General features: G+C 56.7%; 21 protein-coding genes, 1 tRNA gene and 2 pseudogenes. 16 read left to right on the forward strand and 8 right to left on the reverse strand.

Translation table 11 applies throughout. The features are described from left to right. Positions 1-23 precede the first annotated feature (23 nt). Positions 24-872 (reverse strand): HpcH/HpaI aldolase/citrate lyase family protein, encoded by an 849-nt coding sequence (locus FIL88_RS02185; protein WP_142852175.1) that lies wholly within the window; start codon positions 870-872, stop codon positions 24-26. A 304-nt stretch (positions 873-1,176) separates the two neighbouring features. Here FIL88_RS02185 and FIL88_RS02190 point away from each other — a divergent pair, with 304 nt between their 5' ends. Further along, a complete protein-coding gene (locus FIL88_RS02190; protein WP_142852176.1) occupies positions 1,177-1,500 on the forward strand; it encodes a hypothetical protein in 324 nt (107 codons plus the stop codon). Between the two features lie 41 nt (positions 1,501-1,541). Here FIL88_RS02190 and FIL88_RS02195 read toward each other — a convergent pair whose 3' ends face one another. Together FIL88_RS02195 and FIL88_RS02200 are read right to left on the reverse strand one after the other, a co-directional pair. Then, positions 1,542-1,958: a DUF5360 family protein gene (locus tag FIL88_RS02195; protein ID WP_142852177.1), complete on the reverse strand. Its 417-nt coding sequence runs from the start codon at positions 1,956-1,958 to the stop codon at positions 1,542-1,544. Between the two features lie 35 nt (positions 1,959-1,993). Continuing rightward, positions 1,994-2,752: a sulfite exporter TauE/SafE family protein gene (locus tag FIL88_RS02200; RefSeq protein ID WP_142852178.1), complete on the reverse strand. Its 759-nt coding sequence runs from the start codon at positions 2,750-2,752 to the stop codon at positions 1,994-1,996. 158 nt (positions 2,753-2,910) lie between these two features. Here FIL88_RS02200 and mdh point away from each other — a divergent pair, with 158 nt between their 5' ends. The 11 genes from mdh (at position 2,911) to FIL88_RS02255 (ending at position 14,670) form a co-directional block, all read left to right on the forward strand. Next, the gene (gene mdh / locus FIL88_RS02205) at positions 2,911-3,873 is read left to right on the forward strand and encodes a malate dehydrogenase (protein ID WP_142852179.1); all 963 of its coding nucleotides are present in this window, start codon (positions 2,911-2,913) and stop codon (positions 3,871-3,873) included. Positions 3,874-4,155: 282 nt separating this feature from the next. After that, positions 4,156-5,349: an ADP-forming succinate--CoA ligase subunit beta gene (sucC, locus tag FIL88_RS02210; RefSeq protein ID WP_142852180.1), complete on the forward strand. Its 1,194-nt coding sequence runs from the start codon at positions 4,156-4,158 to the stop codon at positions 5,347-5,349. A 5-nt stretch (positions 5,350-5,354) separates the two neighbouring features. Next, the gene (locus FIL88_RS02215) at positions 5,355-5,834 is read left to right on the forward strand and encodes a hypothetical protein (RefSeq protein ID WP_142852181.1); all 480 of its coding nucleotides are present in this window, start codon (positions 5,355-5,357) and stop codon (positions 5,832-5,834) included. A 12-nt stretch (positions 5,835-5,846) separates the two neighbouring features. Beyond that, complete coding sequence (sucD, locus tag FIL88_RS02220) at positions 5,847-6,728, forward strand: succinate--CoA ligase subunit alpha (RefSeq protein ID WP_142852182.1); 882 nt, start codon at positions 5,847-5,849, stop codon at positions 6,726-6,728. 1 nt (position 6,729) lies between these two features. Then, on the forward strand, positions 6,730-7,251 hold the full coding sequence (locus FIL88_RS17085; RefSeq protein ID WP_142852183.1) for a DUF805 domain-containing protein: 522 nt from the start codon (positions 6,730-6,732) through the stop codon (positions 7,249-7,251). Then, complete coding sequence (locus FIL88_RS02230; protein WP_142852184.1) at positions 7,248-10,226, forward strand: 2-oxoglutarate dehydrogenase E1 component; 2,979 nt, start codon at positions 7,248-7,250, stop codon at positions 10,224-10,226. The genes FIL88_RS17085 and FIL88_RS02230 overlap by 4 nt, the downstream gene beginning before the upstream one ends. Positions 10,227-10,229: 3 nt before the next feature. Beyond that, a complete protein-coding gene (gene odhB, locus FIL88_RS02235) occupies positions 10,230-11,720 on the forward strand; it encodes a 2-oxoglutarate dehydrogenase complex dihydrolipoyllysine-residue succinyltransferase (protein WP_142852185.1) in 1,491 nt (496 codons plus the stop codon). 13 nt (positions 11,721-11,733) lie between these two features. Further along, the gene (locus FIL88_RS02240; protein ID WP_142852186.1) at positions 11,734-12,102 is read left to right on the forward strand and encodes a hypothetical protein; all 369 of its coding nucleotides are present in this window, start codon (positions 11,734-11,736) and stop codon (positions 12,100-12,102) included. Between the two features lie 304 nt (positions 12,103-12,406). Continuing rightward, on the forward strand, positions 12,407-12,706 hold the full coding sequence (locus FIL88_RS02245) for a hypothetical protein (protein ID WP_185960814.1): 300 nt from the start codon (positions 12,407-12,409) through the stop codon (positions 12,704-12,706). Positions 12,707-12,740: 34 nt separating this feature from the next. Then, positions 12,741-14,126 (forward strand): dihydrolipoyl dehydrogenase, encoded by a 1,386-nt coding sequence (lpdA, locus tag FIL88_RS02250; RefSeq protein ID WP_142852188.1) that lies wholly within the window; start codon positions 12,741-12,743, stop codon positions 14,124-14,126. A gap of 58 nt (positions 14,127-14,184) precedes the next feature. After that, a complete protein-coding gene (locus tag FIL88_RS02255) occupies positions 14,185-14,670 on the forward strand; it encodes a GNAT family N-acetyltransferase (RefSeq protein WP_142852189.1) in 486 nt (161 codons plus the stop codon). 9 nt (positions 14,671-14,679) lie between these two features. Here the strand turns inward: FIL88_RS02255 and FIL88_RS02260 are convergent, their stop codons facing one another. Both FIL88_RS02260 and FIL88_RS02265 read right to left on the reverse strand, forming a co-directional pair. Continuing rightward, a complete protein-coding gene (locus FIL88_RS02260; protein ID WP_142853419.1) occupies positions 14,680-15,330 on the reverse strand; it encodes a GntR family transcriptional regulator in 651 nt (216 codons plus the stop codon). Between the two features lie 32 nt (positions 15,331-15,362). Then, positions 15,363-16,094 (reverse strand): M48 family metallopeptidase, encoded by a 732-nt coding sequence (locus FIL88_RS02265; RefSeq protein WP_142852190.1) that lies wholly within the window; start codon positions 16,092-16,094, stop codon positions 15,363-15,365. 126 nt (positions 16,095-16,220) lie between these two features. On the opposite strand from FIL88_RS02265, the gene FIL88_RS02270 reads away from it, so the two are divergent. Both FIL88_RS02270 and FIL88_RS02275 read left to right on the forward strand, forming a co-directional pair. Next, positions 16,221-16,541, forward strand: a complete 321-nt coding sequence (locus FIL88_RS02270) for a TIGR02300 family protein (RefSeq protein WP_142852191.1) — start codon at positions 16,221-16,223, stop codon at positions 16,539-16,541. 98 nt (positions 16,542-16,639) lie between these two features. After that, positions 16,640-16,715: transfer RNA gene (locus FIL88_RS02275), tRNA-Ala, on the forward strand. Between the two features lie 321 nt (positions 16,716-17,036). Here the strand turns inward: FIL88_RS02275 and FIL88_RS02280 are convergent. Both FIL88_RS02280 and FIL88_RS02285 read right to left on the reverse strand, forming a co-directional pair. After that, positions 17,037-17,969: pseudogene (locus FIL88_RS02280) on the reverse strand (transposase); the annotation flags it as partial. 65 nt (positions 17,970-18,034) lie between these two features. Beyond that, positions 18,035-18,661, reverse strand: coding sequence for a hypothetical protein (locus FIL88_RS02285; RefSeq protein WP_142852192.1), 627 nt, complete (start codon positions 18,659-18,661; stop codon positions 18,035-18,037). Positions 18,662-18,760: 99 nt separating this feature from the next. On the opposite strand from FIL88_RS02285, the gene FIL88_RS17090 reads away from it, so the two are divergent. Together FIL88_RS17090 and FIL88_RS02295 are read left to right on the forward strand one after the other, a co-directional pair. Continuing rightward, positions 18,761-19,030, forward strand: a complete 270-nt coding sequence (locus FIL88_RS17090) for an arginase family protein (RefSeq protein WP_142852193.1) — start codon at positions 18,761-18,763, stop codon at positions 19,028-19,030. 435 nt (positions 19,031-19,465) lie between these two features. Next, positions 19,466-20,696, forward strand: a pseudogene (locus FIL88_RS02295) (IS3 family transposase). A gap of 5 nt (positions 20,697-20,701) precedes the next feature. Here the strand turns inward: FIL88_RS02295 and tnpB are convergent. Beyond that, positions 20,702-20,926 carry an IS66 family insertion sequence element accessory protein TnpB gene (tnpB, locus tag FIL88_RS02300; protein ID WP_142852194.1) on the reverse strand — a complete coding sequence of 75 codons (225 nt, stop codon included), beginning with the start codon at positions 20,924-20,926 and terminating at the stop codon, positions 20,702-20,704. Between the last annotated feature and the right edge of the window lie 25 nt (positions 20,927-20,951).

Genomic DNA, 20,951 nt, shown 5'->3' on the forward strand with positions numbered 1-20,951 from the left:
GGCTACTGTCCTGTGTTGAGGCCTTAGCCCCCCATCGCAGCGATGATGTCAGCCTTGGCAAGAATGGATTTTGCTGTCTCAACATGCAGGTTTTCGACGATTTTACCATCCACAACTGCGACCCCCTGACCCGAGGCTTCAGCCGCTTCAAATGCAGCGATTTGACGTTTGGCCAGATCGATTTCAGCCTCGGAAGGGGCAAAGGCAGCGTTGGCGATGTCCAGCTGTGCAGGGTGGATCAGCGTTTTGCCATCCATGCCCATGTCGCGCCCCTGATCGCACTCGACTTTCAACCCGTCTTCGTCCTTGAACGCATTATAGACGCCATCGACGATCACGACGCCATGGGCCTTGGCTGCGATCAGACACATATGCAGCCCGCCCATCATCGGCAGACGGTCGGCGCGGAAACGGGTGTTCAGCTCTTTCGCCAGATCGTTTGTACCCATCACAAAGCCCCTCAGACGGGGGTGGGCCGCGATTTCGGCAGCGTTCAGCATGCCGATGGGGGTCTCCATCATCGCCCAGAGGTCGACGTCTGGGATCAGTGCGGCCAGTTCATCCAGCTGCGCGGCCGATCCGACTTTCGGCATCAGGATCGCGTCGATGTCCGCACCCACGAAGGCGGCCACATCGTCTTTGCCCCATTCCGTGTCAAACCCGTTGATCCGGACGATCTTGGCACGGTTGCCATAGCCGCCTTTGTTCAGTTCGGCTTTCAGGATCGCGCGAGCTTCAACCTTGGCGTCCGGGGCGACCGCGTCCTCTAGGTCGAAAATAATCGCGTCAGCGGCAAGGCCACGCGCCTTTTCCAAAGCGCGTTCTTTCGAGCCGGGAATGTAAAGGACGGAACGATAGGGGCGTGTGGGCATGATTCTGTATCTCCGCAATATTGTTGCGCAGGGGATCACATCTACGCACCAATCCGCAAGGCAAACTTTGCCGCGATGCAGAAAATTTACGTAGGGTTCATGGTTGCGCAGGGAATGGCGCGGCGCGTTAACCAGTTCTTTGGCCTCAAAGCGCAGGCTTGTTCCATAAGCGCCGAATGACGGGAGGGCCCACGGTTGGCCACTGATGCGACGGGATGCAGTTCGGCACCTAATGGAACAAGGCCTTGATGCCGCCGGTGCGCCGGTTGGCCCGGCAGAGCGGCCCAATTGAAAGGACAGATCCATGAAACAGGACATTCTGGCCCTTGGACTTGGTGTCGGTGCGATCCTTCTGTCAGCTGGACAATTGCAGGCGCAGGGTTCGGCTCGATGTGCCGAACGCGCGGCAGTGGTGCAGCGCTTGACCGATTCTTATGGTGAAACGCGCCAGTCGATCGGGCTGGCTTCGGATCGGCAGGTGGTCGAGGTCTTTGCCTCGCCCGAAACAGGCTCTTGGACGATCACGGTGACTATGGCGAATGGGATGACCTGCCTTGTCGCCGCAGGCCAGGGGTTCGAGCATCTGAACGAGGAATTGACGCCGGCACGTCTGGGTGATCCTGTCTAAGTGAAGGGGCGAAGCTTCGTCCCTGGCGTGGCGGAAAGAAGCTATGCTGGGGATGACAGCGCTGTTTTGCCTCCGACCCGCGTCGGGCAGGTCAAGTTCAGAATTCCAAGCACAATGAGCCACAGGTTGACCGCCCACCAAGTGACGTCAAACTCTTGCGTCATCACCCAGTAAGAAATTGCCATTCCGCCCGCACACAACATCAACGTTGCTGCAATTGCAGAAAGCCGTTCACGGAGTGCTGGCTTCAGGTCGGCGAAAGTCGCGGTAAGCCCAAGCAGCACAAAAGCTATGTCTATGGGGAAGAACGACCAATTCCACGCGACGACGCGTGGGTTCTCATAGTCAGAATACATCAGTGATGGATCGATGCTGATCAAGCCAAATGCCAAAAGGAACGCAAAGAGCCAATAAGAGGCCATAAGAATTTCGGTTAGCGTGGTCAGGTGTCGAAGCATTTGTTTGTCTTTCTGATCGAGATCGACGTCTAAGGCTATGTCAGGCCTTCCCAGATTAGCTTGGCCCCGGTCACGATCAAGAAAATATATGTCAGACCAAAGAACAGGCGTTCGGACATTTTGTGGTGCAGATGCACTCCGATCCAGACACCGATGACGGCAAAGGGGATAAGCATAAGATCTGCCTTTGCCGTTTGCCAAGTGAAGATCCCCAGCACGAAATAGGGCAGGAACTTCATCAGGTTGATCGCCCAAAAGACAATCACGGTGGTTGCTTGGAAGGTGGTTTTGTCCAGCTGGCGGGACAGAAGATAGACGGCTGCCGGGGGGCCACCAGCATGGCTGATGAAGCTGGTGAAGCCGGCAATCATCCCCCAGAACGCCCCCATCGGTCCGGGCATCGGGCGCGCCGCTTGCGGGATCATTCCATTCGAACGCGCCAGTTGGAACAGCACGAACCCGACTGCAATCAGCCCGATCAGAAGGCGAAACAGGTCAGGATCAGCGATGGAATACAGCGCCCCGCCGATGGCGACACCGGGAAGCGCCCCTAGGATCAGCGCCCACGCGGACGGAGAGTCCCACTTGCGCCAATAGGGCTTCAATGCCGTCACATCCATCAGCATCAACAGCGGTAACATCAGTCCGATAGCGGCCCCCGGCTCTAGAATCAAAGCCAGTAATGGGGTCGCCGCAAAAGCTGCCCCCGAGCCAAAGCCGCCTTTCGAAATCCCGGCAAAGATCACCGCCGGGATTGCAAAGGCGAAGAAAGTGAGGTCCAAAACCTCGGGCATTTTAGATCCTTCAAAAGTCTGGAAAATGGGCGCTTTAGCGCTATCGCGTGTCGCATTCATATGCAAGCCCGGCGTGATGCCGCGCTGCAGCGCCCTTGCGCGAAAGGCACTTTCAGACTAGGCATGCGCGCGAAACCAACTGATCGGAGATCATACTCATGGCCAGAACCAAGATTGCGCTTATCGGTAGCGGCATGATCGGTGGCACGCTTGCTCACCTCGCGGCACTGAAAGAAATGGGCGACGTTGTCCTGTTTGATATCGCGGACGGTATCCCACAGGGTAAAGCACTGGATATCGCTGAAAGCGGACCCGTCGAAGGGTTCGACGCAGCTTTGTCCGGCACCACGTCTTACGAAGATATTGCGGGCGCCGACGTCTGCATCGTCACCGCCGGTGTTCCGCGCAAGCCAGGCATGAGCCGCGATGACCTGCTGGGCATCAACCTGAAAGTCATGAAATCGGTCGGCGAAGGCATTAAAGAGCACGCCCCGGATGCATTCGTGATCTGCATTACCAACCCGCTGGACGCCATGGTTTGGGCGCTGCGCGAATTCTCGGGCCTGCCGCACAACAAAGTGGTCGGCATGGCTGGCGTTCTGGATTCGGCACGTTTCCGTCACTTCCTGTCGGTCGAATTCGACGTGTCCATGCGCGACGTCACCGCCTTCGTTCTGGGTGGCCACGGCGACACCATGGTTCCGCTGACCCGTTATTCGACCGTTGGCGGCATCCCGCTGCCGGATCTGGTGAAAATGGGCTGGACCAGTCAAGAGAAACTGGACGCCATCGTCCAGCGCACTCGTGACGGTGGCGCCGAGATCGTTGGGCTTCTGAAGACCGGTTCGGCATACTATGCCCCGGCTGCTTCGGCGATCGAAATGGCACAGGCTTACCTGAACGACCAGAAGCGTCTGCTGCCCTGTGCCGCATATGTTGACGGTGCCTATGGTTTGGATGGCTTCTATGTTGGTGTGCCCACCATCATCGGTGCGAACGGCATCGAGAAAGTCATCGACATCGAACTGAACAAAGACGAGCAAGCCATGTTCGACAAATCGGTCGACGCGGTGAAGGGTCTTGTTGAAGCTTGTAAAGGCATCGACAGCTCGCTGGCATAAGCTGCCTTAAAAGCAAATTGACAGAATGCGCCGTTCGCCAGAGCGGCGCATTTTTCGTTGCCTGTTATGTAGTCTGCGTGGTGTCGCTTGCGGCGAATTAAGATTCGTAAACGGCAGGAAATGCGCGGATCCGGGAATTTGTGATCACGCAATTTATGGTGTGATCACAAATTTGGCGACTTCATCGGAAATTTGACCGAAAATGCAAAAAATGCTTCGGTCTTCTGTTTCACCTGTGCATTTTATCCGGGACCCAATGGATCAACTGGATAGGATGATTTCATGAACATTCATGAATACCAGGCGAAGGCCCTTCTGAAATCCTACGGCGCACCCGTTTCCGACGGCCGCGTTGTATTGAAAGCAGAAGACGCCAAGACCGCCGCAGGTGAACTCGACGGACCGCTTTGGGTGGTCAAAGCTCAAATCCACGCAGGTGGCCGCGGCAAAGGTTCCTTCAAAGAAGCCGACGCTGGTGAAAAAGGCGGTGTGCGCTTGACCAAGTCGGTCGAGGAAGCCGCAGAAGAAGCCAAGAAAATGCTGGGCCGCACCCTTGTGACCCACCAGACCGGCCCGGCCGGCAAACAGGTGAACCGCATCTATATCGAAGCCGGTTCTGGCATCGAACGCGAACTGTACCTGGCTCTGCTGGTTGATCGCCAAACCTCGCGCATTTCCTTCGTTTGCTCGACCGAAGGCGGCATGGATATCGAGGAAGTGGCAGCCGCCACCCCTGAAAAGATCCTGAGCTTCTCGGTTGATCCGGCAACGGGTTACCAAGGTTTCCACGGCCGTCGCATCGCTTTTGCTCTGGGCCTGGAAGGCGCACAGATTAAGCAGTGTGTAGCTCTGATGGGCAAGCTCTATAAAGCCTTCACCGAGAAGGACATGGAGATGCTCGAGATCAACCCGTTGATCATCTCGGACAGCGGCGACATCAAAGTTCTGGACGCCAAAGTTGGCTTCGACGGCAATGCGATCTATCGCCACGCGGACATTGCCGAACTGCGCGACACCACCGAAGAAGACCCCAAAGAGCTGGAAGCGTCGAAATACGACCTGAACTACATCGCTCTGGACGGTGAAATCGGCTGCATGGTGAACGGTGCGGGTCTGGCAATGGCCACCATGGACATCATCAAGCTTTATGGCGCTGAGCCTGCCAACTTCCTTGACGTTGGTGGCGGTGCGACCAAAGAGAAAGTGACCGAAGCCTTCAAGATCATCACCTCGGACCCGAATGTGAAGGGCATCCTTGTGAACATCTTCGGCGGCATCATGCGCTGTGACGTCATCGCCGAGGGCGTGGTTGCAGCTGTGAAAGAAGTGGGCCTTCAGGTTCCGCTGGTCGTACGTCTGGAAGGCACCAACGTGGAAGCCGGCAAAGACATCATCAACAACTCGGACGTTGATGTGATCGCAGCCGACAACCTGTCGGACGGTGCAGAGAAAATCGTGAAAGCGGTGAAGGGGTAATTCGGGTGCGTATTCGTATTTTTCCTGTGGCAACGATTGTGGCTTTGGGGCTGGCGGCATGCCAGACCAGCAAAACGCCATTTGTGGCTGCGCAAACGCGGATAGCGGCCGCGCCCGATGGTGTTGCGCCGGCGGGTGTCGCCACTGTCCCGGCTAGCGCGGCTTCGAAACTCTTCAGGAAGATTTGCGTGGCCAATCGTGGTGATTTCTCGCGTGTCCATTCAACTGCCAAGTCTCTTGGATTTGTTGATAGCGGAGACGGGAACACGCTTGTGCATAGAAAATACGATATGTCGTTCGCGACGCCCCAAACTTCAACTGGAACAGTTTGTTCTGTGATTTTCGCTGGCAACACTAGACCTGAAAAGGACGTTGAGGAATTTGTGAAGGGCGTCACGGATGCCCAGAATTCAATCGTTTTTGTCAGTGTGATGCCCGGAAATGGCGGCAAATTCTACATAAACGCTCAAGTAGCGTCCAAATGAGGAGACTACCACATGGCAGTCCTTATCGACGAAAACACCAAGGTTATCTGTCAGGGCTTCACTGGCTCGCAGGGGACCTTTCACTCGGAACAGGCCATTGCGTATGGCACTAAGATGGTCGGCGGTGTAACGCCGGGCAAAGGTGGACAGACGCATCTGGACCTTCCGGTCTTCAACTCGGTGCACGAGGCAAAGCACGTCACTGAAGCCAACGCTTCCGTGATCTATGTGCCGCCGCCCTTCGCAGCGGACTCGATCCTTGAAGCGATCGACGCTGAGATGGAACTGATCGTTTGCATCACCGAAGGCATTCCGGTGCTGGATATGATGCGCGTTCAGCGCGCGCTGGAAGGCACGGCTTCGCGTCTCGTGGGCCCGAACTGCCCCGGCGTGATCACCCCCGGCGCCTGTAAAATCGGCATCATGCCCGGCCACATCCACAAACGCGGCAGCGTTGGTGTTGTGTCGCGCTCGGGTACGCTGACCTATGAGGCTGTGAAACAGACCACCGATATCGGTCTGGGCCAGTCGACAGCTGTTGGCATCGGCGGCGACCCCATCAAGGGCACCGAGCACATCGACGTGTTGGACATGTTCCTGGACGACGACGAGACCCAGTCGATCATCATGATCGGCGAGATCGGTGGTTCGGCAGAAGAAGAAGCTGCTGAATTCCTTGCCGAACAGAAGAAGAAAGGCCGCTGGAAGCCGGTTGCTGGCTTCATCGCTGGCCGTACGGCTCCTCCGGGCCGCCGCATGGGCCACGCTGGTGCCATCGTTGCCGGTGGTAAAGGCGGCGCAGAAGACAAGATCGAAGCCATGCGCGCGGCTGGCATTGTGGTGGCAGACAGCCCCGCAACGCTGGGCGAGGCCGTGCTGGAAGCGATCGGCTGAGATGTCTCCCGTAAAGGCGATATCGACCTGTTTTTCTAAGGTCTTTAACTACTCGGGGCGGGCTTCTCGCTCCGAGTTCTGGTGGTTCTTCGTATTTGTAGGGGCTGCCACCTATCTTGTCAGTTTTCTTGACGAACGCATGTTTCCCGATACTTGGTACGGGATGGTTTTCTCCCATAACACAGAAAACGTGGGGACCATGCTGACCTTTGGCGGTACGCCCATGCAACTCGTTGTGACTGCTATCCTGGCGTTTCCATTGCTGGCCGCAGCGTGGAGGCGCCTTCAGGACACAGGGCAAAGCGGTTGGATATCGCTTTTGCCGCTAGCGGGTTTAGTGCTTGCCGCGCTGGTTCTGACCTTGGCCTCGAAGATCGAGGCAGGTTCAACAAGCGCTGCCCCAGGCTTTATAGCGATGTTGCTAATGTTTGGCTCCGTCGTAATTTGCGTGTCCTCATTGGCACGTCGAAGCGTACCCGGTAACAATTCTTATGGTCCCAGCCCACTTGAGGTTACACAATGAATGACCAATCCCCCAACGACATCTTCCACGCATCAAGCTTCATGCAAGGCCACAATGCCGAGTATCTGGAGCAGCTTTACGCTCAGTATGTGAAGGATCCCAATGCGGTTGACGCCGCATGGCATGCGTTTTTCGCAGAGCTTGGGGATGATGCCCGTGACGTCACCGCCGAGGCCGCTGGCCCCAGCTGGGCGCGCGGTGACTGGCCTCCGATGCCGGAAGGGGATCGGGTGCATGCGCTGGACGGTCAGTGGCCGGAAGCGCCTGCTGAAGAAGGCAAAGCAGCCGCCAAGAAGATCGAGGCAAAGGCCGCCGAGAAGGGCGTGACCTTGTCTGACGATCAGGTCAAACGCGCCGTTCTGGATTCGATCCGGGCACTGATGATCATTCGCGCCTACCGGATCCGTGGCCATTTGGCTGCAGATCTTGATCCGCTGGGCATGCAGGCACCCACACCGCATCCCGAGCTGGATCCCGCGTCTTATGGCTTCTCGGAAGCCGACATGGATCGTCCGATCTTTATCGACAATGTGCTGGGTCTTGAGGTTGCCTCGATCCGTCAGATCCTTGAGATCGTGAAACGCACTTATTGTGGCACATTTGCGCTGCAATACATGCATATCTCGAACCCGGAAGAAGCGGGTTGGTTGAAGGAACGCATCGAAGGGTTCGACAAGGAAATCCGCTTTACGCAGGAAGGCCGTAAGGCGATCCTGAACAAACTGGTCGAGGCTGAGGGCTTTGAGAAATTCCTGCACGTCAAATACATGGGCACCAAGCGTTTCGGCCTTGATGGCGGTGAAGCGCTGATCCCCGCGATGGAACAGATCATCAAGCGCGGCGGGCAGCTGGGCCTGAAAGACGTGGTAATCGGCATGCCGCACCGTGGCCGCCTGTCGGTTCTGGCAAACGTGATGCAGAAACCGTACCGCGCGATTTTCAACGAATTCCAGGGCGGCAGCTTCAAACCCGAAGATGTTGATGGATCGGGTGATGTGAAATACCACCTTGGTGCCTCGTCGGACCGTGAATTTGATGACAACAAGGTCCACCTGTCGCTGACCGCAAACCCGTCCCACCTTGAGGCGGTGAACCCGGTCGTGCTGGGCAAGGTGCGCGCCAAGCAAGAACAGATGAACGATGTGAACCGCGATCAGGTTCTGCCCATCCTTCTGCACGGCGATGCGGCGTTTGCCGGGCAAGGTGTCGTAGCCGAAGGCTTCGGCCTGTCGGGGCTGGTCGGTCACAAAACCGGCGGCACGATGCATATCGTGGTGAACAACCAGATCGGCTTCACCACCGCGCCGCATTTCTCGCGCTCCTCGCCCTATCCCACGGATATCGCCTTGATGGTGGAAGCCCCGATTTTCCACGTGAACGGTGATGACCCGGAAGCCGTGGTGCACGCTGCCCGCGTGGCCACTGAATTCCGCCAGAAGTTCCACAAAGACGTGGTGCTGGACATCTTCTGCTATCGCCGGTTTGGTCACAACGAAGGTGACGAGCCGATGTTCACCAACCCGATGATGTACAAGCAGATCAAGAAGCACAAAACGACGCTTCAGCTGTATACAGAGCGTTTGGTGAAGGACGGCTTGATCCCCGAAGGCGAAATCGAGGACATGAAGGCTGCGTTCCAGGCGCATATGAACGAAGAGTTCGAGGCCGGGAAAGATTATAAGCCCAACAAGGCCGACTGGCTGGACGGGCGCTGGTCGCATCTGGATACCAACAGCGACGAATATCAGCGCGGCAAGACCGAGATTTCGACCGATACCTTCAACGAGGTTGGCAAAGCGCTGTCGACTGCGCCGGACAATTTCCCGATGCACAAAACGGTTGGGCGTCTTTTGGACACCAAGGCGAAGATGTTCGAGAATGGTTCTGGTTTTGACTGGGCCACGGCCGAAGCGCTGGCCTTTGGTTCGCTTCTGACCGAAGGTTTCCCAGTGCGCCTGTCCGGTCAGGACTGTACGCGCGGCACGTTTAGCCAGCGCCACTCGGGTCTGATCAACCAAGAAAATGAAGAGCGTTACTATCCGCTGAACAACATCCGCGAGGGGCAGGCCCATTACGAGGTCATCGACTCGATGCTGTCGGAATATGCGGTGCTGGGTTTTGAATATGGCTACTCGTTGGCTGAACCCAACGCGCTGGTGATGTGGGAAGCTCAGTTTGGCGATTTTGCCAATGGTGCGCAGATCATGTTCGACCAGTTCATCTCGTCCGGTGAATCGAAATGGCTGCGCATGTCCGGTCTGACCGTCCTTCTGCCACATGGTTTCGAAGGGCAGGGACCGGAACACAGCTCGGCCCGATTGGAGCGTTTCTTGCAAATGTGTGGTGGGGACAACTGGATCGTGGCGAACTGCTCGACCCCAGCCAACTATTTCCACATCCTGCGCCGTCAGCTGCACCGCGGTTATCGTAAACCACTGATCCTGATGACGCCGAAATCGCTTCTGCGCCACAAGCTTTGCGTGTCGGATGCCAAAGACTTCACCGAAGGCTCCAGCTTCCACCGCGTGTTGTGGGATGATGGCGATCGCGACAACGGCACGGGCCGTTCAGACGCCAAGCTGGTGAAAGACGACAAGATCAAGCGCGTCGTCATGTGCTCGGGCAAAGTTTACTATGACCTGCTGGAAGAGCGCGACAAGCGTGGCATCGAAGACATCTATATCCTGCGACTTGAGCAGTTTTATCCCTTCCCGGCCATGTCCTGTGTGAAGGAACTGGAACGCTTCAAACAGGCGGAAATCGTCTGGTGTCAGGAAGAGCCGAAGAACCAAGGCCCCTGGTCTTTCGTTGAACCGAATATCGAATGGGTCCTGACCCGCATCGGCGCAAAACACACGCGTCCGATTTATGCCGGTCGCGCTGCCGCCGCATCGCCCGCAACGGGCTTGGCATCGACCCACAAAGCACAACAAGAAGCGCTGGTGGATGCTGCGCTGACGATGGAAGGGAAATAAACCATGAGCATTGAAGTACGTGTCCCCACGCTGGGCGAAAGCGTGACCGAAGCCACGGTCGCAACATGGTTCAAGAAACCCGGCGACGCTGTTGCCGTTGACGAAATGCTGTGCGAGCTGGAAACCGACAAGGTCACCGTCGAAGTGCCGTCACCAGCCGCTGGTACGCTGGGCGAAATCGTCGCCGCCGAAGGTGAAACCGTTGGTGTTGACGCGCTGCTGGCCATGATCGGTGAAGGCGAGGGGGCGGCTCCTGCGCCGGCTGCTGCCGCAGCTGCGCCTGCCGCTGCACCTGCTGGTGAGGCAGGTCAGGCCGTGGACGTGATGGTCCCTGCGCTGGGCGAAAGCGTGTCAGAAGCGACTGTTTCGACTTGGTTCAAGCAAGTTGGCGATACTGTCGCGCAGGACGAGATGCTGTGCGAGCTGGAAACTGACAAGGTTTCCGTCGAAGTGCCCGCACCTGCCGCAGGCGTCCTGGCTGAGATCCTGGCCCCGGAAGGCACCACCGTTGACGCGTCGGCCAAACTGGCTGTCTTGTCTTCCGGCGGTGCGGTGGCCGCCGCGCCGGCCTCTGCTTCTGCCGCGACTGCTGCACCTGCGGCGGCTGGCAAGGATGTGGAAGACGCACCCTCGGCCAAGAAAGCCATGGCGGAAGCTGGCCTGAACCCGGCTGACGTGCAAGGCACAGGCCGCGATGGCCGCGTGATGAAGCATGACGTTGCTGCCGCCTTGGCCGCGCCGAAAGCTGCCGCGCCTGCCGCAGCCCCGGCTGCCGCTCGAGCTGCCGGTGACGCATCGCGCGAAGAACGCGTGAAGATGACGCGCCTGCGTCAGACCATCGCGCGCCGCCTGAAAGACAGCCAGAATACTGCTGCCATGCTGACCACCTATAACGAGGTCGACATGACCGAGGTGATGGCGCTGCGCAACGAATACAAAGCCGAGTTCGAAAAGAAGCACGGCGTGCGTCTGGGCTTCATGTCCTTCTTCACCAAGGCTTGCTGTCACGCGCTGAAGGAAGTGCCCGAGGTGAATGCCGAAATCGACGGCACCGACATCGTGTACAAGAACTATGTGAACATGGGCGTTGCCGCGGGCACTCCCACAGGGCTTGTCGTGCCGGTCATCAACGATGCGGACGCCATGTCCTTTGCCGCGATCGAAAAAGCGATTGCCGAGAAGGGGCGCCGCGCCCGTGACGGCAAGCTGTCGATGGACGAAATGCAGGGCGGCACCTTCACCATCTCGAACGGTGGTGTCTATGGCTCGCTGATGTCCTCGCCAATCCTAAACCCGCCGCAATCGGGTATCCTTGGCATGCACAAAATCCAAGACCGCCCGATGGCGATCAACGGTGAGGTCGTCATCCGCCCGATGATGTATCTGGCGCTAAGCTATGACCACCGTATCGTTGACGGTAAAGGTGCCGTGACCTTCCTTGTGCGCGTGAAAGAAGCACTGGAAGATCCGCGCCGGTTGTTGATGGATCTGTAAGACGGGTGTCGTGATGTCTGAAGGTTCGAAACCTGGCAATGATCTAAGCGATGAAGAGGTCGTTGACCGTGTCCGAGATGATGCGGTCAACGAGATAGATCAGATCGGTCGCACGCTGCCGTCGCTGAAGGGGCAACTTGTCAAATGGGCCGTCAGATCCGTGATTGCCTATGGTTTAGCACACGCCATATTGGCTTGGCGGGGTGGGCCAGAGTGGCTTTTGCCGGTCACGTATCTGTATATCGGCATCTCGCTTGTGTTGTTGTTGGTGATCTGGTGGATTTCTTGCAGGATGATCGAGAAGTCTCGCCGCGCAGTTGATCAGAAAGCCGAGGATCTGCGCGCAACGCTTGACCAGCTGGATGCAGATGACGGCCATTAGATGGTGATGGGCAGTTGCCCGCGAAGTAAAGGAACAGGAAATATGGCAGACTATTACCAGATCAGCGGTGTGAAGCGCGCGGTGCCCTTCCTTGTGCGTGTGAAAAAAGTGCTGGAAGATCCGCGCCGGTTGTCGATGGATTTGTAATGAACCAAGGTAGCGTCGCACCCCAAGCTTTTGGCGTTGCCGGAAAAGTAGCTGGAGCAGGTTTCTAATGACGGCGAAACGCCTAACCTTGATCGCGACCCTTCCTTTGATCGCAGTATTGGCTGTGGAGGTTTGGCCGTTCATTAGGGCCGTTGGCATGACAAAGGGTTGGTCCCAATATGTTGAGCTGGTTGGATACATAGGATCACCCCTGTCGGTCTTGACCGTGATTGGAATGCTGGTCGCGTTTAGGTGGTCGAAAACTATCGTTGCTACTATGTCAGCAATGTTCGGCGTAGCTGTCGGTGCCGACATGGCGAGGTATGGCGTGGATTTTTCAAAATCTTATATGTTTCAGGATCTGTTCTTGACCGCCAGCTTCAGTCTGGCCGCAATCTTGTTAGTTTTGGCGCTTTTGGTAGAGCGGAAACATCAGAAATCTGTTCCTGCACATTAGCATGTATATGCCCAAGAGGGGCGAGGAGAACGAAATGGCAGACTATGACGTAATCGTAATTGGCGGTGGCCCGGGCGGCTATGTATGCGCCATTCGCTGTGCCCAGTTGGGCCTGAAAACTGCATGTGTTGAAGGGCGCGAGACGCTGGGTGGTACATGTCTGAACGTGGGCTGTATCCCCTCGAAAGCGCTGCTGCATGCCAGCCACAGCCTGCACGAGGCAGAGCATAACTTCGCCAAGATGGGCCTGAAGGGCAAAAGCCCCTCGGTCGATTGGAAAGAGATGCTGGCCTATAAGGACGACGTCATTGGTCAAAACACCAAGGGCATCGAGTTCCTGTTCAAGAAGAACAAGGTGGACTGGCTGAAGGGCTGGGGATCGATCCCCGCTGCCGGTCAGGTCAAGGTCGGCGACGAGGTGCACAATGCCAAGCACATCGTGATTGCGTCAGGGTCCGAGCCGTCCAGCCTGCCGGGTGTTGAGGTGGACGAGAAAGTCGTCGTGACCTCGACCGGCGCACTTGAGCTGTCGAAGATCCCGCGCAAGATGATCGTTATCGGTGCGGGTGTGATTGGCCTTGAAATGGGTTCGGTTTATGCGCGTCTGGGGTCAGAAGTGACCGTGGTTGAGTTCCTCGACGACATTACGCCGGGCATGGACAAGGACATCCAGAAGACCTTCCAGCGTACGCTTAAAAAGCAGGGCCTGAACTTCATCATGGGGGCCGCCGTTCAGAACGTGGATGCCAAAAAGACCAAGGCGACCGTGAACTACAAGCTGCGCAAAGATGACAGCGAGCATGCGATCGACGCCGATGTGGTGCTGGTTGCCACAGGTCGCCGTCCGTTCGTGGATGGTCTGGGGCTGGAAGCCGCTGGCGTGAAAATGACCGAGCGCGGCCAGATCGCCACGGACCACTGGAAGACGTCAGTGCCCGGCATCTGGGCCATTGGCGACGTGACCGAAGGCCCGATGCTGGCCCACAAGGCTGAAGACGAAGGCATGGCGGCTGCAGAAAGCATCGCTGGTCAAGCTGGCCACGTGAACTATGACGTGATCCCCGGCGTCATCTACACCTCACCCGAGGTCGCATCGGTTGGCAAGACCGAGCAAGAGCTGAAAGAGGCTGGCGTCGATTATAAGGTCGGCAAGTTCAGCTTCATGGGCAATGGCCGCGCTAAAGCCGTGTTCCAAGGCGACGGATTTGTGAAAATTCTGGCCGACAAGGCCACCGACCGCGTGTTGGGCGTGCACATCATGGGCCCGGCAGCTGGCGAGCTGATCCACGAAGCCTGTGTGCTGATGGAATACGGTGGATCGGCCGAAGATCTGGCCCGCACCTGCCACGCTCACCCGACCTTCTCGGAAGCGGTGCGTGAGGCGGCATTGGCCTGTGGGGACGGTGCGATTCACGCTTGAGCAAGCACAACTAAGGGGCGCGGCTATGGCCGCGCCTTGTCCCATGAGGCATTGATAGATGAGACTTGATCCAATCACTCTGCCTCAACGACCTGCATTGGAGCAGCTATTTCAGCTGTATTTGCACGACATGTCAGAATTTCTGGGATGGCCCGTGGCAGATTCAGGTCGGTATGAGCTGCCAGGTGGTCTGCTGGATCCCTATTGGTATGACAGCGATCATTGGCCCTATTTCGTGCTTATCGAGAACGAATTGGCCGGGTTCTCATTGGTCCGAAAAGCACCCGGAGCGAGTGATCGCTTTGACATGGGGCAGTTCTTTATTTTGCGCAAGTTTCGTCAAGGAAATGCCGCCCAATCCGCCTTTGCCCTCAGTGCCGAGCGCCACCGAGGTGCGTGGCAAGTGCGGGTTCTTCCGGATAATACTCGGGCTGTCCGTTTCTGGCGCAAAGCGACCAAAGCACTTGCTCGGAATGGTCAGGTTGAGGAACAGTTGTTGCTCTATGGTCATAACCAGATGCATCATCTGTTGTTCCAAGTCTGACAGTCGCTGTTACCCCACCAGCATCTTTAGTCCTTGCGTCACATCTGTGCGAACGGCCAATCGCAAGGCTGGCTCGTCACCTGCAGACAAAGCCGACAGGATCATGCGGTGGTGGCGTTGTAGGTCCGTGCGTTGGCCGCTGGCATAGAGTGCACGCATGGTGGGGCCAAGTTGCAGCCAGACGGTCTCGGCCATGGCAAGGATTGCCGGGGCCTGCGCACGCAAATAGATCGTGCGGTGAAATTCCAAATTGGTGCGCAGATAGCCGACAGCATCTTGATTGGCGACACATTCCGACACGCGCGCGTTTATAGCACGCAGGCGGTCGATCAGGGTCATATGGGCGCGGGGCAGGGCGCGGGCGGCCAGTTCGGGTTCCAGAAGGGCGCGCAGGGCTGTCAGCTCTTCAATGCGCTCTGCCGTCAGATCTGGGGCCGTGACCCGACCCGAGCTGGACAGAGTCAGCGCACCTTCGGCTGCCAGCCTGCGCACAGCTTCGCGCGCAGGGGTCATCGAGACGTCATAGTCAGCACCGATGCCACGGATGGTCAGGCTTTCACCCGGATCTAGCTCTCCATGCATGATACGGGTGCGCAGATGACGATAGACACGTTCATGTGCGCTGGTGGTGTCTGCGGTGGAGCGGGCTTGGCTTTGCATGTGATTAATTGTGATCACAAATGCCTTGGGCGTCAATCGCGAAAGCGATAGCGATGCAGCTGTGTCCCGTGATCCTTTAGCCATTTGCGTGGTGTCCGATAGGTTGGGCAAATCGCTTCAACCTGCGCCCAGAAGGCGCGTGAGTGGTCCATGTGCACCAGATGCGACACCTCATGCGCGGCGACATAGTCCAGCACCTCGGGTGGGGCCATGATCAGGCGCCAGGAATAGCTAAGGTTGCCGCGCGAACTGCATGACCCCCAGCGAGAGCGCGTGTCGCGCAAGGTAATCCGCCCATAGGGTCGACTGACCATTGCAGCATACCGATCGCTGGCGTCCACAAGGGCGGCACGTGCGGCCTCTTTCAGGAAAGCTTCCACGCGGATGGTGTCGCGTTTTGAAGAATGTGGGGGCAACAGCATTTTGCCGCCTGCGACCTCGACCACCCGCGACTGGCCGCGTGCGAGTGTCAGCTTGTTGCCCCGAAATGGCAGTGTAGACCCAATTACCGGGATCTCGCTTGGGGCGGTTTGAGCAAGATGGCCGCGGATCCAGTCCAACCGTTCGGTCGCAAACTGAATGGCTTCGTCCTTGTTGGCCCCGAAAGGGGCTGTCAGCGTCACGCGCCCATCCAGCCGAGAGACCCGCAATGACAGTCTGCGTGCGCGTTTTGACGCCCGAAGTTCGATCTCTAACGGATCTGGTGCGCCCAATGACAAGGTCGTGTTTTCTGTCAGGCGATTGCGTGATTTTCGAAACAACATACCCCTCAATGCGGTCTGAATCCGTCCAACGTCAACCCTTCGCGGCAAAAGGCTTTGACACCCTTCCCGCATTGTGGCAGTTGCCTGAAATCTCAGACGAGTCAGTATGAACGGAAAGGGTTTCAAATGCCCAAAGCTGAATGGGGCGTCAAACGTGTATGCCCGACGACCGGAAAACGCTTTTACGACCTGAACGCCAATCCGGTGGTCAGTCCCTATACGGGTGAAGTCGTGAACTTCGAGACCGGCAAAGGGTCGCGCACGATGGTTGCCGACAAAGAAGACAAAGCGGTTATGAAGGACGATCTGGTCGAAGACGCAGATGCAGTTCTGGAAGATGACGACGCATCCGATGTTGATCTGGGCGATGATGTTCTGGACGACGATGATGACGAAGAAGTGTCGCTGGACGAAATCGCGGACATGCCCGCGAATGACGACGACTAAGCGTCAAAGATTTTTGCAAAGGCGCGTTTTTTGGGGTTGAACCCCCCAGCGCCTTTGCATAAATACCGCGCACAGGCAGCGACTTGGCTGTCACGGATGGGGCCTTAGCTCAGTTGGTAGAGCGCTTGCATGGCATGCAAGAGGTCAGCGGTTCGACCCCGCTAGGCTCCACCACTATATCATATGTAAGTGTGCACAAAGTTTGACCCCTGTGGACGCACTTTGCCCCCTATGACCACATAGATTGACTTTTTAGGCATCATCATTGACCCTTTCGGGTAAAGCGGGCCCTCGGCCAACGCGCGGCGAAGGTGTCACGAGAGACCAGACCAACTGATGCTGCACTGTGCTCGTACGGCCGCTATTGTGGTTTGGCTCAGTTATGGCCAGTTTAACACTATGCAACCTCAAGCACTCAAAAACCTGGAACTCAGGAAGCTATTTGCGGCTCAGCTTCCGGCAGACTTCGCAGACTGGCTTGATTTTGTAGCCGTTGGCGCGCTGCTGGGGCTTGCCTGAGTCGATATGTGCCAATCCTCGCCGCGCGTTGGCCCATTACAGGATCGCGCGACTGGTGAACTCTGTCCCGTTATCACTGACAATGCTAGCCGGTTTGCCATAGAGCCGGACGAGCGCATCAAGCTCTTGCGCCACCCGCGCACCCGAGATGCTGGTGTCGGCCATCAGGCAGAGGTTTTCGCGGCTGCAATCATCGTTCACCGCCAGAATGCGGAACCGGTGCGAGGCCCTGAATGTGTCAGACAGGAAGTCGAGCGACCAGCGTTCGCCAGGCCACAGTGCCTCTGGCATCGGTGCTCGCGATCTATGCGCCCGTTTGCACCTCCGGACCACAAGCTTCTCTTCTGTGTAAAGCCGATACAGCGCTATCGGAGCTTTCGCCGCCCTACTGGGGCGACGGTCCCCTCAAACTGTAGCTCATGATCATTCCAGTGCAATCCAGCATCACCCCGATCCGCCGATAGCCAAACCTGTGATGCTTGGCCGCGATGGCCCTCATTTCTTTGCGTATCTCCGGATTATTCGGCGGGCGTTCACGCCGGACAGTTTTGGGGCCGACACCAACGAGCTTGCAGGCCCGGCGGTGCGAGATGTCGTGATCCCGCATCGCCCGAAGCGCTGCATCCCGCCGTTCGCTTGGCGTCGTCAGCTCTCTCCCAGCAGGTCCTTCAGAACGACATTGTCCAGCATCGTATCGGCCAACAGCCGTTTGAGCCCCGCATTCTCGTCTTCCAACGACCTCACCTTGGCAACGTCGGAAACCTCCATGCCGCCGCACTTCGATTTGTACTCGTAGAACGTGCCCTGGCTGAGACCGTGCTTGCGACACACTTCCACCGTCGGCATTCCGGCTTCCTGCTCTTTGATCATCCCGATGATTTGGGCTTTCGTGAATCGGCCCTTTCGCATTCATTTGCTCCTTCAAAAGGTTGAGCAAATTTCACATTAAGGCGAGGGAAGTCTCGGGAGGCAGGTCAAAATCCGAACGCATCAACTTTGTCTTCGAGCACGCAAATCACGATTGCCAATGCCTTGCGACGTTCCATCAGATGATAGATGCGAAATGGTTGCGCTAATTGACGGATTGAGAAGCCCAACTTGGCAGGTGATGTAAAACACGCGCTGTCGAGCATTTCAACTGGACGCAGGTCATTTGGCTTCTCGGCACCGAGCAGAAGATTGAGTAGACCGTGGATTTCGGTGAAGAGGTGTTGTTTCTCGGATCGCCCTGCCCTCTGCCTCATCGCGTTCAGGGAGAACTGTTCGTAGGTGATGATCTGATCCCAAACCAACTGGATCGTTGCGTCGTCATTCCAGCCTTGGGCATGCAGATTGGCGACGAAATTATATCCCAAACGAGCGTCAAGCGGCGTAAAGCAGTGCGGACAGATCAGCGCCACCTGATCGCGATATAGGGCGTAATCCGAGTTTCCCACGAAATGAAAACAGTTTTGGCAGCGTGCAATCAGCGGTCGCTTTTGGGTCGGCATATCGCCCGCCTGCGTCGGAAAGCTTCGTACCAATGGACTACAGGCCGACAATGCACGAACAATTAAAACGGACCACCTGATGGGGGTACGCCACTGTGCCTGCTGGATCATAGGCGTCATCACGCTGGAATTCTGGATTTAGATATTCATCACAGGAATGGAACTCAGGAACTTTTTATGACCGATCTGATGTAGTATTTGCATCGATGCATGGGATCCCGAAAACCATTATCCTTTTTTACTGACTACTCCAATGAGGCCGGTGTCGGAGTGGGGGTAGGCGCAAATTTGAACATACCCTTGCCGACAGGCACTAGGTCGGAGGAATGGATGCTAAACTGCGCTAACGCGATAGGTTTTCTGCTGAAAGCTGGGATTGACGCGCTGGTGATTACCATTGGCTTTGATGTTTCCAAAGACGACCCGCTCGGAGATTTTCACGTAGATGGGGCAGCATTTACAAAATCGGGAACCAGATAGCAGAGTTGGACCTGCCGACAGTTTATGTTTTGGAAGGTGGATACGCCACGGATCAACTGGAGGAAAATTCCGCCGGTTTCTTGACGGGGTCTGTCGATAAAGCGACCGTCCCAACTGCTGGGCCATTTGTGTGAGCTTTGGATTGTGCCAGCAAAAGCTGCATGTTCGCAAGGTTGCTTTGTCCGCATCCTACCGGTTCGACAGGCTTATGACGAAAGTCCAGTTTTCTTAGTGCCAAGCTCAAACTAAGGACGACCGTTTGACCTGTCGCGACGCGACCCGTTTCCAATCAAGTCATTCGAACAAGGCTTCGAATTGCGCTTTGCTAAGGGAAATTACACCGTCTCGCATTTGCGGCCACTCAAACCCTTTTGGACCTATCGCGTTTTGATGCCGATCCTTTGATAGCATTTACTGCAGCAAAGGAGATGAGCTATGGGATTGAAGCGAACGGGCGAGTTCCGCCAAGATGCGGTGCGTATTGCGCTGACGAGCGGGCTGACAAGGCAGCAGGTAGCGTCGGATCTGGGTGTTGGCTTGTCCACCTTGAACACGTGGGTCACGGCGCATCGGGATACGGATGTGGTTTCGAAAGAGGATTTGGACCTCGCCAAAGAGAACGATCGGCTTCGACGTGAAGTCCGGATTCTTAAGGAGGAGAGGGAAATCTTAAACAAGGCCACCCAGTTCTTCGCGGCCTAAGGCAATGAGATTTAGGTTTGTCGAGGAACACGGGAACCATTTCTCAGCCAACCGTTTGTGCAGTGTCGTTGGTGTCAGTACACGTGGTTTGCGGGCCTTTCGGAACTGCCCTGCCAGTCGCAGACAACGATCTGATATGGTCACGCTTGCACACATCAAAGAGCAGCCCCGCCTGAGCCTTGGTTGCTACGGTAGGCCGCGAATGGCCGAAGAGTTGAAGGAGATCGGCCTGGACGTCGGTCATCGCCGTGTGGGCCGTTTGATGCGCCAGAACGGCATATCTGTCGTCAGAACTCGCAAATACAAGGCAACGACCGATAGCGATCACATCCCTCTCGCACATGTAAACATGTGCTGCTGGTCGACGGTTCAACATCGCGCCCAACCTACTGGGCCGGGACTTCTGCGCCGACAAGCCTAATCAAAAATGGGCTGGCCCTTCTCGGGACATTTGCTTCGCAAATACCCTGTCAGGCAATGGACATCAGCTATGTCTGGACCCGCGAGGGGGGGGGCTTTATCTCGCGGTAATCCTGGCCTGTATTCCCGTTGCGTCATTGGCTGGGCTGTAAGCAACCGGATGAAACGTGACGTGGCGATCAGAGCTTTGAAGATGGCCATAGCGTTCCGGCAGCCGCCCAAAGGCTGCATTCATCACACAGATCGCGGGTCGCAATACTGTTCCCACGACTATCGGAAAATCCTACGCCAGCAAGGCTTCAAGGTCTCGATGAGTGGCAAGGGTGATTGTTACGACAATGCCGCCGTCGAAACGTTCTTCAAAACCATCAAGGCTGAGCAGATCTGGCGGCATTCTTGGGACGCCAGAGGACAGGCTGAGATGGCAATCTTTGAATGCATCAATGGCTTACGTCGTCGCCACTCAGCATTGGGCTGGAAAAGCCCGGTCGCTTTTGAGCGAAAGGTGGCTTACACGAGTACTGGGGGCGGCACAAAAGCGTGACAGGTTCATTTGCCTTCTATCCGTTTGTAGACCAAGATCTGCCCGGTGCCGTCCCAGATGGTCAGTTTCATCCTATCTGCCCGCTTGGAGTGGAAAATGAAGATCGCCCCGCTCAACGGATCGAGATCAAACTCTTTTTCCACGATTGTGGCCAACCCATCCATGCCTTTGCGGAAGTCCACCGGTTTGGTTGCCACATAAAGCTTAAAGTTGCCTGTAGGAGAGATCATGACCTGTACTCAAATGCGCTGATCA

It is taken from the genome of Aliiroseovarius halocynthiae (assembly GCF_007004645.1).
Taxonomy (GTDB): Bacteria; Pseudomonadota; Alphaproteobacteria; order Rhodobacterales; family Rhodobacteraceae; genus Aliiroseovarius; species Aliiroseovarius halocynthiae.